This is a genomic window from Hyphomicrobium album (genome assembly GCF_009708035.1).
Lineage (GTDB): Bacteria > Pseudomonadota > Alphaproteobacteria > Rhizobiales > Hyphomicrobiaceae > Hyphomicrobium_A > Hyphomicrobium_A album.
Map to the genome: position 1 here is coordinate 807310 of NZ_WMBQ01000001.1, position 15064 is coordinate 822373.

General features: G+C 66.3%; 13 protein-coding genes. 4 read left to right on the plus strand and 9 right to left on the minus strand.

The features are described 5' to 3' along the window. Positions 1-232: 232 nt before the first annotated feature. A complete protein-coding gene (locus GIW81_RS03915; RefSeq protein ID WP_154738016.1) occupies positions 233-943 on the minus strand; it encodes an OmpW/AlkL family protein in 711 nt (236 codons plus the stop codon). A gap of 252 nt (positions 944-1195) precedes the next feature. Here GIW81_RS03915 and GIW81_RS03920 point away from each other — a divergent pair, with 252 nt between their 5' ends. Then, entirely contained in the window at positions 1196-1942 is a 747-nt protein-coding gene (locus tag GIW81_RS03920) for a Crp/Fnr family transcriptional regulator (protein ID WP_154738017.1), read from the plus strand. Between the two features lie 57 nt (positions 1943-1999). On the opposite strand, the gene gyrA is transcribed toward GIW81_RS03920, so the two are convergent. Continuing rightward, positions 2000-4777, minus strand: coding sequence for a DNA gyrase subunit A (gyrA, locus tag GIW81_RS03925; protein WP_324614881.1), 2778 nt, complete (start codon positions 4775-4777; stop codon positions 2000-2002). Between the two features lie 321 nt (positions 4778-5098). Here gyrA and GIW81_RS03930 point away from each other — a divergent pair, with 321 nt between their 5' ends. Then, entirely contained in the window at positions 5099-5827 is a 729-nt protein-coding gene (locus tag GIW81_RS03930; protein ID WP_195930349.1) for a PRC-barrel domain-containing protein, read from the plus strand. Positions 5828-6138: 311 nt separating this feature from the next. Here GIW81_RS03930 and GIW81_RS03935 read toward each other — a convergent pair whose 3' ends face one another. From GIW81_RS03935 to GIW81_RS03945, 3 genes are all read right to left on the minus strand, one after another. After that, positions 6139-6984, minus strand: coding sequence for a hypothetical protein (locus tag GIW81_RS03935; protein WP_154738019.1), 846 nt, complete (start codon positions 6982-6984; stop codon positions 6139-6141). Positions 6985-7282: 298 nt separating this feature from the next. Then, entirely contained in the window at positions 7283-7804 is a 522-nt protein-coding gene (locus GIW81_RS03940; protein ID WP_154738020.1) for a single-stranded DNA-binding protein, read from the minus strand. A gap of 242 nt (positions 7805-8046) precedes the next feature. Beyond that, positions 8047-10086 carry a pentapeptide repeat-containing protein gene (locus tag GIW81_RS03945; protein WP_154738021.1) on the minus strand — a complete coding sequence of 680 codons (2040 nt, stop codon included), beginning with the start codon at positions 10084-10086 and terminating at the stop codon, positions 8047-8049. Positions 10087-10300: 214 nt separating this feature from the next. On the opposite strand from GIW81_RS03945, the gene GIW81_RS03950 reads away from it, so the two are divergent. Then, the gene (locus tag GIW81_RS03950; protein WP_154738022.1) at positions 10301-10675 is read left to right on the plus strand and encodes a YkgJ family cysteine cluster protein; all 375 of its coding nucleotides are present in this window, start codon (positions 10301-10303) and stop codon (positions 10673-10675) included. Between the two features lie 132 nt (positions 10676-10807). On the opposite strand, the gene GIW81_RS03955 is transcribed toward GIW81_RS03950, so the two are convergent. The 4 genes from GIW81_RS03955 to GIW81_RS03970 form a co-directional block, all read right to left on the minus strand. Then, a complete protein-coding gene (locus GIW81_RS03955; RefSeq protein ID WP_324614882.1) occupies positions 10808-12136 on the minus strand; it encodes a dicarboxylate/amino acid:cation symporter in 1329 nt (442 codons plus the stop codon). A gap of 78 nt (positions 12137-12214) precedes the next feature. Next, a complete protein-coding gene (locus GIW81_RS03960; protein ID WP_229309073.1) occupies positions 12215-13453 on the minus strand; it encodes an FAD-dependent oxidoreductase in 1239 nt (412 codons plus the stop codon). Next, positions 13450-13875, minus strand: coding sequence for a hypothetical protein (locus tag GIW81_RS03965; protein WP_154738023.1), 426 nt, complete (start codon positions 13873-13875; stop codon positions 13450-13452). Before GIW81_RS03965 ends, GIW81_RS03960 begins: the two co-directional genes overlap by 4 nt. Positions 13876-13907: 32 nt before the next feature. After that, positions 13908-14453: a DUF6790 family protein gene (locus GIW81_RS03970; protein ID WP_154738024.1), complete on the minus strand. Its 546-nt coding sequence runs from the start codon at positions 14451-14453 to the stop codon at positions 13908-13910. A 204-nt stretch (positions 14454-14657) separates the two neighbouring features. On the opposite strand from GIW81_RS03970, the gene GIW81_RS03975 reads away from it, so the two are divergent. Further along, complete coding sequence (locus GIW81_RS03975) at positions 14658-14957, plus strand: hypothetical protein (RefSeq protein WP_154738025.1); 300 nt, start codon at positions 14658-14660, stop codon at positions 14955-14957. Positions 14958-15064 lie beyond the last annotated feature (107 nt).

Here is a 15064-nt window from a genome sequence, read left to right on the forward strand (position 1 = left end):
AGTTGCATGACACACGCAAGTTGTGTGCGTGCCGATGCTACAACGCCCTACCCCATCGCCGTAAACAAATGCGCGCAACCCTTTCGTCTGCCATCCTCGGCCCATGCCGGAGGCATGCCTTCCGCATGACGCCGAGGACCCAGCTCTCGGTTTTCACATCGCCGGCGTGACCGCGCTGAGCCGTGGGTCCTCGGGACAAGCCGAAGGATGACAGTTCGGAGTGCGGCGTGCCCTACTTCGGCGGGGCGGTGGTGCGGCTGGCGAACAGGTCTTCCAGGTTGAACCGGTAGCCGACGCCGGCGCTGATGATCCACGGGTCGATGTCGACGTCCGCCTTCACCGTGCCCAGCGCCGTGTTGTTCCAGGTGACGTCCGTGTTCAGCCACACCTTCTTCACGTCGGCGTTCAGGTACCAGCCCTGACCGAGCGAAATGTCGGTGCCCGCCTGCAGCGCGAAGCCGAACGCGTCGTCGATGTCGACGCTCGACGCGCCGAGCGCGTTGGCGCCCGTGCCCTCGTTGAAGAAGTGGATGTACTGCACGCCCGCGCCGACGTACGGCTTGATCGGGCCGAGACCGGCGAAGTGGTACTGCAGCGTGACGACGGGCGGGAAGATCCACGTATCGGCAATCTCGCCGAGGCCGGCGATGGCGCCTTTGCCGTCCACCGAATGCTTCGAGAAGCAGCAGAACAACTCGACCGCCCAGTTGCTGTCGAAGAAGTAGCTGAGCGTCAGCGCCGGGATGACCTGCGTCGAGACCTCGGCATTGGCGCCGGCGATGCCGACGCCGTTGGCGCTCACCGCCGCGTCGGTATCGGGATCGACCACGGTGCCGAGCACGCGCACCATGAAATCTCCCTGCGTGTCGCCCGCCTGCGCGGGAGGCACCGTGGCGGTCCCGACAATCAACGCCAATGCACCCGCGCGTATCACTGCTCGCATGTCGCTCTCCTCCAGTGGGCGCCGTCCGGAGCGCCCAAATCAATGCGCGCAGCGTTGATGCAAACGATTGATTTGCCGAGCGATTAGCCAGCCGGCTGGCTGACCCCGGTCAGCGCCATGCGCGTCCACCGCGTCCTGTGTCCGCGTCGACACGCAGTGCTGACGGCGGTCAAGCGCCCTGCGGCGCACGCAACCTCGGCGCCTTGACCAGGATCAAGGCCGCGCGACGCGCCGCCCCCGAGAATTGACGGCATGAGTCTCCTCTCTCAGACCGCCGCATCCCCCGCCGTGAGCCCGCAACAGACCTCGCAACGATCTGTTCCGCCAGGCGCCGCTCCCGAGCAGCAGATGCGCGAGCACGCGACCGCGGTCCGCACGCGGCGCCGCCAGCGACTCGCCCTCGACCACGCGCCGGCCGAGGTCGTCTACGTCGTCCGCTCCGGTCTTCTCGCCATCGAAACTGCGGCACCCGGCAAGCATCGACAGTTGCTCGAGCTGTTCTATCCGGGCGACATTGTCCGCCGCGCTCTGGTACCCGAGCTGCCGGGCGTCGCACTGACCGCGCTCGGCGTTTCCGAGGTGTGGCGGCTGCCGGCGCGCAGCTTCGATGCCCTGCTCGCCGCGAGCCCGGAGCAGTGCGTGCTTGCGCGCCGCCGGCTCGCCGAGCAGCACGCCCGCGCCACGCTGCACGCCTCCATCGTCGGTGCCCTCACCGGCGACGAGCGCTTCGCGTCGCTGTTGATCGAGATTGGCCTGCGCCTGGGATCGAGCGCCCCCACGGGAATGGCGCTCGATGTGCCGCTGTCGCGCACCGACATCGCCGACTACCTGGCGCTCAATCCGGACACGCTGAGCCGCATCACCTCGCGCTTTCGCGCCCGCGGATTGCTGCTCAGCGCGCGTTCAGGCCGCACCGTGCTGCCGGCCTGGGAGGCGCTGTGCGCCGCCACGCCCGTCGCCGCGGCCCTCCTCGCCCTCCACACCCCCCGCGCCGCGTAGACAGGTGTCATCCCGCCACTTGTTGCCGGGATGACAATTGTCGCATCGATGCGTGCGTCAGTCGGCGGGAGGCGCGTCGCCGTTCTGGGCGTCGCCCGCTTCCTCGCCGCTGTCGCTGCCGTCGTCGGGGATGCGCTCGACCGAGACAACCTTCTCCTCAGCGTCGGTCTTGAAGATGCGCACGCCCTGCGTATTGCGGCCGGCGATGCGCACGTCGTTGACCGGGCAGCGGATGAGCTGACCGCCGTCCGTCACCAGCATGATCTGGTCGGTATCGACGACCGGGAACGAGGCGACTAGTGGCCCGTTGCGGTCGTTGACCACCATGGCGACGATGCCCTTGCCGCCGCGCCCGGAGGTCCGGTACTCGTACGACGACGACCGCTTGCCAAAGCCGCGCTCTGACAGCGTGAGCACGAACTGCTCCTTGCCCGACAGCTCCGCGTAACGCTCCGAGGTGAGCTCGGCGGTGCCCTCGACGACCTCCTCGTCGGCGTCGACCTCTCTCGTTTCCTCGGCGATCTCCTCGCCCTGCGCCCGGCGCAGCATGTTCGCCTGTTTCAGGTAGGCGGCGCGCTCGGCAGGATCGGCGTCGACGTGCGTCAGCACCGTCATCGAGATGATGTTGTCGTCGTCGTCCAGCTTGATGCCGCGCACGCCGTCGCTGTCACGCCCCTTGAACAGGCGCACCTCGTCGGCGAGCAGGAAGCGGATGCAGCGGCCGCGCGCGGTGGTCAGCAGCACGTCGTTCTCCGGCGTGCAGATGTTCACCGAGACGATGGCGTCGCCATCGTCGAGCTTCATGGCGATCTTGCCGTTGCGGTTGATGTTCTCGAAGTCCGAGAGCGCGTTGCGCCGCACCCTGCCCGAGCGCGTGGCGAACGCCAGCTGCAGCGTGCCCCACGTCTCGGCATCCTCGGGCAGCGGCAGAATGGAGGTGATGACCTCACCCTGCACCAGCGGCAGCAGGTTGACCAACGCCTTGCCGACGGCTTGCGGCGTCGACGCCGGCAGGCGCCATACCTTCATCCGGTAGCACATGCCGCGCGAGGAGAAGAACAGGACTGGCGTGTGCGTGGACGCCACGAACAGCGTGGTGATGACGTCCTCTTCGCGCGTGCCGGCACCCGAGCGGCCCTTGCCGCCGCGCCGCTGCGCCCGATACGTCCCCAGCGGCACGCGTTTGATGTAACCTTTGAGCGAGACGGTAACGACGCAGTCCTCGCGCTGGATGAGGTCCTCGTCCTCGACATCGCCGTCGATCTCGAGGATCTCGGTTTTGCGCGGCGTGGCGAACTCTTCCCGGATCGCGGTGAGCTCGCCCCTGACGATCTCGACAATGCGCAAACGCGAAGCGAGGATGGCCAGGTACTCTTTGATCTCCTCGCCGATCTTCTTCAACTCGTCGGCGATCTCGTCGCGGCCGAGAGCCGTCAGGCGGGCAAGGCGCAACTCGAGGATCGCCTTGGCCTGCTCTTCGGACAGCTTGTAGGTGCCGTCCTTCTGGACCTTGTGGCGCGGGTCGGCGATTAGCTCGACCAGCGGGGCGATGTCGCGCGCCGGCCAGTCGCGCTCCATCAACTGCTCGCGCGCCACCGCCGGGCTCGGCGCATGGCGGATGAGCTTGATGACCTCGTCGAGGTTGGCAACGGCGATGGCCAAGCCGACCAACACGTGGGCGCGGTCGCGCGCTTTGTTGAGCAGGAACTTGGTACGGCGGCTCACCACTTCCTCGCGGAAGTTGGTGAAGGCCTCGATCATGTCCTTGAGATTGAGGCTCTCCGGGCGGCCGCCGTTGATCGCCAGCATGTTGGCGCCGAACGTCGTCTGCAGGTCGGAGAAGCGATAGAGCTGGTTCAGCACCACGTCGGCGACCGCATCGCGCTTCAGCTCGATGACGATGCGCATGCCTTCACGGTTGGTCTCGTCCCAGATGTCCGCGATGCCTTCGACGCGCTTCTCGCGCACCAGGTCGGCGATCTTCTCGATCAGCGTCTTCTTGTTGATCTGATAGGGGATCGCCGTGACGATCAGCGCCTCGCGGTCCTTGCGGATCTCCTCCACCTCGACCCTGGCGCGCATCAGGATCGAGCCGCGGCCCTTGTGGTAGGCGGCGAGGATGCCGCTACGGCCGATGATCAGAGCGCCGGTCGGGAAGTCCGGGCCTTGGACGATCTGGCACAGCTCGTCGATGGATATCTCGGGATTTTCCAGGTGTGCGAGGCAGGCGTCGATCACCTCGCCCAAGTTGTGCGGGGGAATGTTCGTCGCCATGCCGACGGCGATGCCGCCGGCACCGTTGACCAGCAGGTTGGGGAACTTTGCCGGCATCACTGACGGCTCGAGCAGACGGTCGTCGTAGTTGGGCTTGAAGTCGACGGTGTCCTTGTCGAGGTCATCGAGCAGGTACTGGGCGATCTTAGACAGCCGCGCCTCGGTGTAGCGTTCGGCCGCGGGCGGATCGCCGTCGACGGAGCCGAAGTTGCCCTGCCCGTCGATCAGCGGCACGCGCAAGGAGAACTCCTGCGCCATGCGCACCAGCGCGTCGTAGATCGCCAGGTTGCCGTGCGGATGGAAGTCGCCCATCGTGTCGCCCACGACCTTGGACGACTTCATGTGCTTCTTGTTCCAGTCGAGCCCCAGCCGCTGCATGGCGTAGAGGATGCGGCGGTGCACCGGCTTCAAGCCATCGCGCACGTCGGGCAGCGCCCGCGAGATGATGACGCTCATCGCGTACTCGAGGTACGAGCGCTTCATCTCGTCGGAGATCGAAACGGGTCGGATGTCGCTCGGCTCTTTGCCGCCGGGCGCCTTGTCGTCGGTGTGGTCGGCCACGATTTTTTGCTGTCCGCTGATAGCGCGACGCACGCCCTGAGGCGTGCGTCGGGTGGGCTCTGAATCTACCTGTGATCATACGCCATCCGACCCCCGCGGCGCAATCTGCGGGCAGGTATTTCCAGGGCTTCATACCCCCATATTTTCGCCTTCCGAATCAGCGCATTAGCGCCCTATCGCAAATCCGCGCCAGCCGCTTGCGGCGTCTTGTGCCTGACACGCCGAGGGGCTACATGCCTCCAGCGCGGCGGCATGGTTAATGCTAGGTTGCGCGCCCGGATGCGCCGAGGCGGTCCGGTGAACAGAACGAAGGAGAGTTCGATGCACAGAGGCGTGTTGGCCTTGGCGGCCGTGGCAGCGTTGTGGACGGCGCCGGCATTCGCCCAGACGGCCACCGTTCCCCAGGACGTATTTCTGACGAGCCAGGGCGACGGCCAGTACCTCGCCAAGGATCTCATACTCGGCGCCAAGGTGCACAATGCCGAAGGTGCCATCGTCGGCGACATCGAGGATCTGATCCTCAACGCCGACAACCAGATCCAGGGCGTCATCATGGGCGTTGGCGGTTTCGCCGGCTGGGGCGAGAAGCGCGTCGGCGTGGCGCTCTCCGCACTGCAGATCAAGAACGAGAACGGCGTCGTCACCGTGACGCTGCCGCAGGCGACGAAGGAAACACTCGAAGCACTCGCCACATTCGAGCGCAAGCAGCCGGCGAAGTCGCTGCTCGACCGCGCCATCGAGAAGGCGAAGGAATTGTCCGACAAGGGCTCGGTGACGGCGAAGGACGCCTACGACAAGGCGAAAGAGGAAGCGGGCCCGGCGCTCGAGAAGGCAAGCGAGGCTGCAAAGAAAACTTACGAGGAGAGCGTGAAGCCGGCGCTCGAGAAGGCGGGCGAGGCGACGAAGAACGCCTACGACGCCGCCAAGGAGACGCTGCAGGCGCCGCCGGCGACCGACACCCCGGCCACCACCCCGCCGGCTACGGAGCCTGCCGCTCCAGCGACACCTCCGGCCGAGACGCCGAAAGAGACGCCTCCGGCCTCGCCGTAAACGGCGGCCTGCACGGAATCAAAAAGAGCCCCGCGGCATCGCTGCGGGGCTCTTCGTTTATGCGCGTCACGTCGCTGCGAGGTGCCATTGCCGACAATCAACGTCATCCCCACGGAGGTGGGGACCCAGCCACATGTCTACTAACCCACCGTCGTCGCGAGGTGTCGTGTCTAGGTTCCCGCCTGCGCGGGAATGACGATGTGGGTGGCGGTCTGCGCCGGCATCAGTAATCGCGTTGAGCGCTATTCTCTAAAGAAAAGAGCCCCGCGGCATCGCTGCGGGGCTCTTCGTTTATGCCAGGCATGATCGCCTTAGCGGCCGAGCACGCAGACGGTCGCCGGGCCCTTGATCAGGTTCAATCCGAGCGTCTGCCGATACGTCAGGCCGACGCGATCGATGGCGCGACGCTCGCCGCGCAGATCGAGCGGAGGCGTCTCCTCGCCGTCGCCGATCTTCTTGCGCACTTGCAGCTCGTCGGGCGGCCCGCGTTCGTAGACGACGGTCAAGTCAATGAGCTCGATCTTGCTGCCGCGCACGGCCAGCTTGATGGCGCTGAAGCGCCCCTCGCGGCGGCCGACGCGGATCGAATCCCGGTCAGGCTTGATGCCTACCTTGCCGCAGCCGAGCTCGACCCAGCTCAGCGGCGGCGGCGGAGGCGGCGGAGGCATGTCGCGCAGACCGAACACCGCCACCTTGGCGCGGCCGCGGACGTTCGGGTTCGAGCGATAGACGATCTCGATGCGGTCGATCAGACGATCACGGCCGATCAGGTCGATCGGCCGCGTGCGCTCGCCCCGGCGAATGACCTGGCGGACGCGCACGTCCTGCGGCGCGCCGCGGTTGAAGAACACCTTGAGGTCGAGGATCTCGACATCGTTGTCGCGGACTTCCAGCGCGATCCTGGAGAAGAAACCTTCGCGGCGGCCGACGCGGATGACATCGCGATCGACGCCGAAGCCGACGGCCTGCTCGCCGAGCAGCTCCCACTGCTCACGTCCCGGAGGCCCGCGGTCGCGATCGAATCCCGGAGGGCCACGGTCACGATCGAATCCCGGCGGACCGCGATCGCGATCACGACCCTGCGCCGACGCCACGTCGGCAGCCAGCGGAATGACGAGCAGTGCGAGTAGAGGCGCCACGATGGATCGCCCGAGCATAGTGTTACTCCCCAAATCGATCGGCCGGCCCGCGGCCGACCCAGTGACAGCCCGCTTGTGCGGGCCTTCGACGACCGAATTGTGATAGCGCGTTCAAAATGAACGCAGGCTGCATGCCAGCCCGCGCCGCTAACTGCCGGTAATAACGAGATATTACCAGAAGCCGCCAATGGCTGCGGAACGCCTGCGCGCCTGCAATCCGGCCACCTTGAAGCTGGCGTGGATGGCCGCCGTCCATGCGGAGCATGGCTTCGCCACAACGCGGCCATGACGCTAGGTGGCGGGATAGAGCGGAGCCTTAGAACGGGATCTCGTCGTCGAGCTGCTTGTCGAAGCCGCCGCCGCCCTTCGAGCCGCCGCCGCCGCCACCGCCGCGCGAGGGAGAACGTGCCGGCGCTTCGTAGCCGCCGCTGCTGTCGCCGCCGTAGTCCGCCTGGCCGCCCTCGCTCATGCCGCTGCTGCCACCGGCGCGGCCGTCGAGCATCGTCAGGTTGCCGTTGAAGCCCTGCAGCACGACCTCGGTCGAGTAGCGGTCCTGGCCGTCCTGGCCCTGCCACTTGCGGGTCTGCAGCTGGCCCTCGATGAACACCTTGGCGCCCTTCTTTAGGTACTGCTCGGCGATCTTGCAGAGGTTCTCGTTGAAGATGACGACCGAGTGCCACTCGGTCTTCTCGCGCCGCTCGCCCGTCGACTTGTCGCGCCACGTCTCGGAGGTGGCGATGCGCAGGTTGGCGATCGGACGCCCGTCCTGGGTGCGACGGATCTCCGGGTCCTTGCCCAGGTTGCCCACCAGGATCACCTTGTTGACCGAACCAGCCATGCCATCACTCCTCGTCTTTGCAGCGCGCCACCTCGGCAGCTGCGATGAATCCATCTCTCACCCGGTCCGCCCATGAGGCCCGCCGATGAGTCGCAGTCGCAACCTACCCCATCGTGGGGATCGGCCGGCGGGCGATGGCGGGTTGTCCACGCCAAATCGGGCCGCCAGTGTTCTCTATATGTTCTATAGATAGGACGCGTCGGCGGCGTTGGCAAGGCGCCACTTCATTTGACAGGGATGGATCAGTTGCGGGCGGTTTCGGCGGCCGAGGAGAGGTCCCGCATGACCTTCGCGGGCGCTTGAGACGAGGCCACACAGGACGGCGCCTTGAGCCCGTCGTAGACGGCGACCACGTCACCGCGGAACTGGGTGCCGGTGGCGCGCCGGGCGACGCCGGTGGCGATGCCGCCGTTGCTCCAGCGGGCGCTGCACATCAGCTTCGTCAGGTAGGCGGTGAGATCGGACTTGTAGGTCAGCGCCGGCGGCGGCGGCGAGGCCCCCACCCAGCTCTGCCAGCGCTGCTGGTCGAGCGTGCCCGACCAGGTCGCGTCCTTCTCGGCAAGCTGCGCGGTGAGCTCCTGGCCCTTGCGGCGCAGCTCATCGTCGCCGCCCATACGCTGCAGGCTCGCCTGCAGGCTGGCGCGTTCGGTATCGGCGGGGGCACGCACTGAAAGCTCGCTGAGATCGGTGAGCCCCGTCGAATCCCACACCGGCGCCTGCGCCATCCAGACCACGGCGCCGCGCAGGTCGCTGCCGGCCATCTTCATCCCGCTCATGTCGGTGCCGATGAGCCGCGCCTGCTGCAGGCTCGCCGCCTCGAGATTGGCGTCGCGCAGCACGGCGCCTTCGAGCTGGGCGAAGTCGAGCAGCGCGCCCTGCATCGCGGCGCTGGAGAAATCGGCGAGTTGCAGCCGCGCGCCGGTCAGATCCGCGCCTTGCAGCGAAGCGTTGAGGAAGTTGGCGCCCTGCGCCTGCACGCCGCCGGTCAGGTCCGCCCGGTCGAGGTGCGCGCTCGACAGGCTGGCGCCCGTCAGCACGGCGTTGGCCAGATCGGCACCGTCGAGCTGCGCCTCGTCGAGCTTGGCGCCGCTGAAGTCGACGCCCCACAGGCGGGCGTTGCCAAGGCGGGCGCGCGTCAGGTCGACGCCGCGGGCGGTGGCGCAGCGTGCCGCCACCCGGTTGTCGCTCAGCATCACCGTGTCGGGCTCGGCGCAGGCGAGCGAGGCCTTCTCGAGGTTGGCGCCGACGAGGCTCGCCCCGTCGAGCGCCGCGCCGGTCAAGTCGGCGCCGGAGAAATCCGTGCGGTCGAGCTTGGCGTAGCGCAGGTCGCGGCCGCGCAAACGCAGCGTCTTCTCGCCGCTCGGCTCGCGTTCTCCCAGGAGGTCGGAGTCCGTCACCACGAGGTTGCGGCGGAAGATGCCGAACAGGGTGCCGTCCGTGCCGGCGCTGAGGAACGGCAGCGAAAAGCCGCTCTGCTGCACCTTGCCGCCGTCGGCCGGCTTCGACCACGCCATGAGCCGCTGCCCGACCTTGTCGAGCGGCTCGCCCGGCACGGTCGCGGCGAAATAGGAGAGGTAGGCGACGATGGCCAGCACCACGGCCGTAGATATCGCGCTCACCGGGTGCGCCACGGTCGAGCGCCAGAACGCCTGCAGGAACGACGTCTCCGCCCGCATCAGGAACACACCGATCAGCAGTATCCCGGCGATGTCGAGCGTCAGGAAGATGCGGTTGATCCACGTCGTCGTCACGTCGTGATAGGGCAGGAACGCGACCTGCATGTAGAGCAGCAGAACCACCGGCAGGATGACGATCGTCAGCCACGACATCAGGTTCAGGAAGGCGCTCATTACCACGGAACGCTGCGGGCCGGCGATGCCCTGCACGAAGAAGAAGTTGTGCAGCTCGAGGCGCAAGGGATGGGTGCGCTTGTCGCTCGTCTCGAGGAAACGGATCGCGTGGTCGAACTCCAGCGTCTTGCGGGCGAGCAGCACGAGCTGCGCCAGGATGCCGAGGTGGAACAGCACCAGCACGACCGGCGCGAACTGGAAGAACTGCTTGAGCTGGATCTTGACCTGGAGGATCGGCAGCTCGACCGGCGTCTCGAGCAGCAGCGCCTCGTGGGTGACGCCCGCCACCGCGATCATCAGGTAGGTCATGATGGCGAGGAAGATCAGCCAGCCGGTATGGGCGGTGTCGCTCGAGCTGTTGACGGCTTCGAGCAGGCTGTAGGGGTTGACCGGCGTCTCCGACTCCGGAGAAAGACGAGCCCTGTCCGCCATACCGATTTTACCCCAACACGCTGACGCGCGCGAACTACGCAGAGCTTATGGGAAAAAGTGTGACATGGCTCCGCGAACCGGATCCAAAACCATCATCCCCCTTGCTCTTTCCCCACGGAGCATTGCATGAGTCAAGGGCCGCTCCGCCATACTCGGGCCTGCGACCACGCTATCGACCCGAGGGTGGCCGAAACACCTCAGGAGAGCGCCGAGCTTGAGCGCCGCCCAATATAACTGCCGGAAATGCCCCGGTTACTGCTGTTCCTATCCGCTCATCCCCCTGGATAAGCGCGATGTCGAGCGGCTGGCCCGCCATCACAATCTCTCGTTCGACGAGGCCAAACGGGCGTTTACCAAGGAGGAGCATGGCCGCAAGTACGCCATGCGGCGCAAGAAGGACGAGCTGTACGGCAAGATCTGCCGCTTCTTCGACACCAAGAAGCGCTGCTGCACCATCTACACGGCGCGCCCCTCAGTGTGCCGCTCGTTCCCCGGCTCCGGCCGCTGCGGCTACTACGACTTCCTCGCCTTCGAGCGCCGCGCGCAAGAGGACGAAAAGTACGTGGCCCTCACCAACCACGCCGACTGAAGTCGCCCACTGTCATCCTCGGGCTTGTCCCGAGGACCCACCTCTCCAATTCTCCTTCGAGCAAATCGAATGCTGAGCGCTGGATCCTCGGCCCAAGGCCGAGGATGACAGATCTGGGTTGCGGCCGCGCGCCTAGCCCGTGGTGACGGCGGTCTCGACGTCGGAGGGATCGACGCGGCGCGCAAGTCCACGCGCCAGCTTCTCGCGGTCGAGCTCGCCCTCCCACGCCGAGACGACGATCGTCGCCACGCCGTTGCCGATGAAGTTGGTCAACGCCCGGCACTCGCTCATGAACTTGTCGATGCCGAGCACGATGGCCATGCCGGGCACGAGCGCCGGACTGACCACCGCCAGCGTCGCGGCGAGCGTCACGAAGCCGGCGCCGGTGACGCCGCTCGCCCCCTTCGACGTCAGCATGGCGACGCCGAGTATGACCGCCTGCTCATAGAGCGTCAGCTCGACACCCAGCGCTTGGGCGATGAACAGCGTCGCCAGCGTCAGGTAGATATTGGTGCCGTCGAGGTTGAACGAATAGCCGGTGGGAACCACGAGGCCGACCACCGACTTGGAGCACCCGAGCCGCTCCAGCTTCTCCATCAACTGCGGCAGCGCGCTTTCCGAGGACGACGTGCCGAGCACCAAGAGCAACTCGTCCTTGATGTAGGAGAGGAAGCGCAGGATCGAGAAGCCGGCCACGCGCGCAATAACGCCGAGCACGACGAAGATGAACAGCGCCGAGGTGAGATAGAACGTGGCGATCAGCCCGGCGAGGTTGCCGAGCGCCTCCGGACCGTACTTGCCGATGGTGTAGGCCATGGCGCCGAACGCGCCGACCGGCGCCGCCTTCATGATCACGGCGATGATGCCGAAGAACGCGTGGCCGAGATCGTCGACCAGCGTCCGCACGGCGCGTCCGCGCTCGCCCAGCACCATCAGCGCGAAGCCGAACAGGATGGCGATCAGCAGCACCTGCAGGATGTTGCCGTCGGCGAACGCGCCGACGAGGCTGTCGGGGATGATGTGTAGGATGAACTCGACCGTCGACTGGTGCGCGGCGCGATCGGCGTACTGCGCCACCGCCGCCGCATCGCCGGCGGCGCCCGAGAACCCCTCGCCCGGCCGCACCACGTTGCCGACGACCAGGCCGATTACCAGCGCCAGGGTCGACACGATTTCGAAATAGACGAGCGACTTGATACCGACGCGCCCGACCTTGCTCGCATCCTCGATGTGGGCGATGCCGGACACCACGGTGCAGAAGATGATGGGCGCGATGGCCATCTTGATGAGCTTGATGAAGCCGTCGCCCAGCGCCTTCATCCACGGACTCTCGGCGATGTCGGGGGCGAGCCAGCCGACCAAGAAGCCGAGCACGATGGCGAACAGCACCTGAACGTAGAGCACGCGGTAGAACGGCTTGCGGGGAGCCTTGCCGCCTGGCCTTGCAACCGCCTGTGCCACGACGTTCCCCCGGGCTCGTACTCATTGCCGCGATCTAACCAATTCGGTGAGAACGCCGCAATCGGTTCCGCGGTTCACTCAGGTCGGACGAGGCGCGGCGGGCGACTTCACATGCTCGGGGCGCACGCCCACGCCGACGATGCGCGCCGGGATACGCTGCAGGAACGGCAGCCTGTTGAACAGGCTCACCGCCCGCGGGGCCTGCAGCGGCTGGTTGGAGCTGAGCACGGGCTGCACGATGCGGTTCTGCGCCAAAACCTGCAGCCGTTGCGTTACACGCGTCGGGAACGTGCGCCGGTGTTGCACCTTCGCCAGGTCGAACGTCGACAGCGTGCCGTCCTTCAGCGGCTTCCAGAGGATGTTGGCTGCGGCTACCGCGTCCTGGATGGCGAGATTGATGCCGACGCCGCCGATGGGCGACATGGCGTGCGCCGCATCGCCGATGCACAGAAGCCCGGGGCGATACCAGGTGCGCAGCCGGTCGATGGATACGGTCAGCAGCTTCACGTCGTCCCACGTCTTTAGCTCGTCCACCCGGTCGGCGAGGAACGGCAGCGCCTTGGCGATGATCTCGCGAAACGCCGGCAGCCCCTGCTCCCTCAGCTTCTCCGCCGTGTCCTTGGGGATCACGTAGGCGAGCTGGAAGTAGTCGCCACGATCGAGCATCGCGAAAAAGCTGCCGGCATTAAGACGGCCGCCGGACGGCGGATCGTCGGGCCGCCGCGAGACGCGCATCCAGAACACGTCGATCGGCGCGCCGATGTCCTCCACCTCGAGTCCGGCCTTGGCGCGCACCGTCGACTTGCGGCCGTCGCAACCGACGGTGAGCTTGGCACGTACCTCGAGCGGGCCCTCGGGCGTCGTGGCGCGAACGCCGACGACGCGCCCGCGCTCCTCCACGAGGTCGGTAACGTTCGCCTGCATGATGAGCTTGAAGTTTGGATACTTGCGCGCCTCGTCGGCGAGGAAGTCGAGGAAGTCCCACTGCGGCATCAGCGCGATGAACGCATGGCGCGGCGGCAGCCAGGTGAAGTCGGCGAAGTTGATCGACGTGTCGCCGACCTGCACGCCGAGCCGCGACACCTTGTTGTGCGGCAGCTTCAACAGGTCGTCGAGCAGCCCCAGCTCGTCCATCACCTCGAGCGTCGAGGGATGGATGGTGTCGCCGCGGAAGTCGCGCAGGAAGTCGGCGTGCTTCTCCAGCACCACGACGTCGATGCCGGCGCGCGCCAGCAAGAGGCCGAGCACCATTCCAGCCGGACCGCCGCCGACGACGCAACAGGTGGTCGCCAACGTTCCCGATGAAGCCATCGTCATTGCTTGAGCCCGCAAGCCTGCAGCAGCGAGTCGAAGCGGCCTTCCGCCTCCTTCTCCATCGCCTGGGCCTTGTCCTCAGGAACGCCGCTGGCCATCAACCCCTTGGTGACGGCGACGATCTTGGTGGCGCTGCCCTCCAGGGTGGCGGTGAGAATCAGGCGCAGGAAGCGCGACAGCTCGGTGCCGGCCTTGTCGGCAATGCACGTGCAGCTATCGGCGCGCTTTTCGATGTTGCGGCCGTTGCAGGCGTCGAGCAGCGCCTGCTTTTCCTCCGGCGGATAGCTGCCGCCGATGGCGAGATCGGCCTCCGTCACCTGCACGGTCGGAACGTTGCTCGCCCAATAGAAGATACCGACCATAGCGGCGGCGGCGGCTAGGAACATCACGCCGAATATCACGAGCACCCACTTCAGCACCGTCATTGCAGCCTCCCAGCGGTGACGAGGAAATGACCTTAGCCGCGAACCGTTCCCGAGGCCATGCCTGACGCGGCGCAGCTTGTATCGACCGACCGCTTGAACCACAGCAACGCAAAACCGATCAGCGGTAGAAGGATGTCCGAGTAGAGCATGATGCCCGCGTTGCCCGGCGCCATGTTGCCCGTGGCGAGAATGCTCTTGATGTGCTCGGCCGCAGCGCCCCACTGGAACATCGCCGGCCCGAGGATCGACGCCAGCCGCACCATGCAGTTGCCCTTGAAGGCGAGCAGACCCACCGCCGCGAAGCCGAGACTTGCATAGCCGACCTCCGCCTGGAACGGACTGTTCGCCCAGCCGATGAAGCTCGCCGCCAGATCGCCGAAGAAGACGTGGAACACGAAGTTGTAGAAGTAGGCGATGGCGATCGTGAAGAGAATGAAATAGGCGAGCAGCCCTTCGGCGACGTTGGCGCGCGTGAGGCCGCCCGGCGCACGCGCCGCTGCGATTAACCCGGCGGCGATCCCCAGCACCAGGAACGTCAGCGTGAAATTCCCCAAGACGAATGCGATCAGCGCGCCCATCGCTAGCTCCCTCCACTGAGCGGCCGACCCTAGACGCGAGCTCCTAAAAGCCAGTGTCGTGAGAACACGAAATTCCGCGCACGCAATTCCAAAGTTTGTAACGTTATACTCTTGCTGATTGCCGCTCCGGGCACCACCTTTTCCCGCAACCGCCGAGAGAAGCGGAGAAAACGCAAAACATCCACTCAACCGGAGGAAAACGAAATGAAATTGGCTACGGCCGCCGCGGCGGCGGCTCTCACTCTCGCCATCGCCGGTCCGGCAGCGGCAGTGACCGTCAAGAACACCAGCGCGGGCGAGTTCACCGTGGGCATCGACTACGGCAACGAGGAGAAGGTCGAGACCATCGCCGCCGGCAAGGAAGTGAAGGTCGATTGCAAGGACGGCTGCGCTGTCACCGGCCCGTGGGGCTTCTCGTGGTTCGCCAAGGAAGGCGACACGATCTCGTCGAACGGTCAGGCGCTCGTGACCGTGCAGGAGCCGGGCGGCGCCAAGAAGAAGTAGCAGTCGCCTTCTTACGGGCGGCACTTGCGCCCGGAGGCCGAGGAGCTTGTCTCCCCGGCCTTTTTTTGTGCGTCCCACTAGTCGATGTGATTGCAACGCCAAAACGT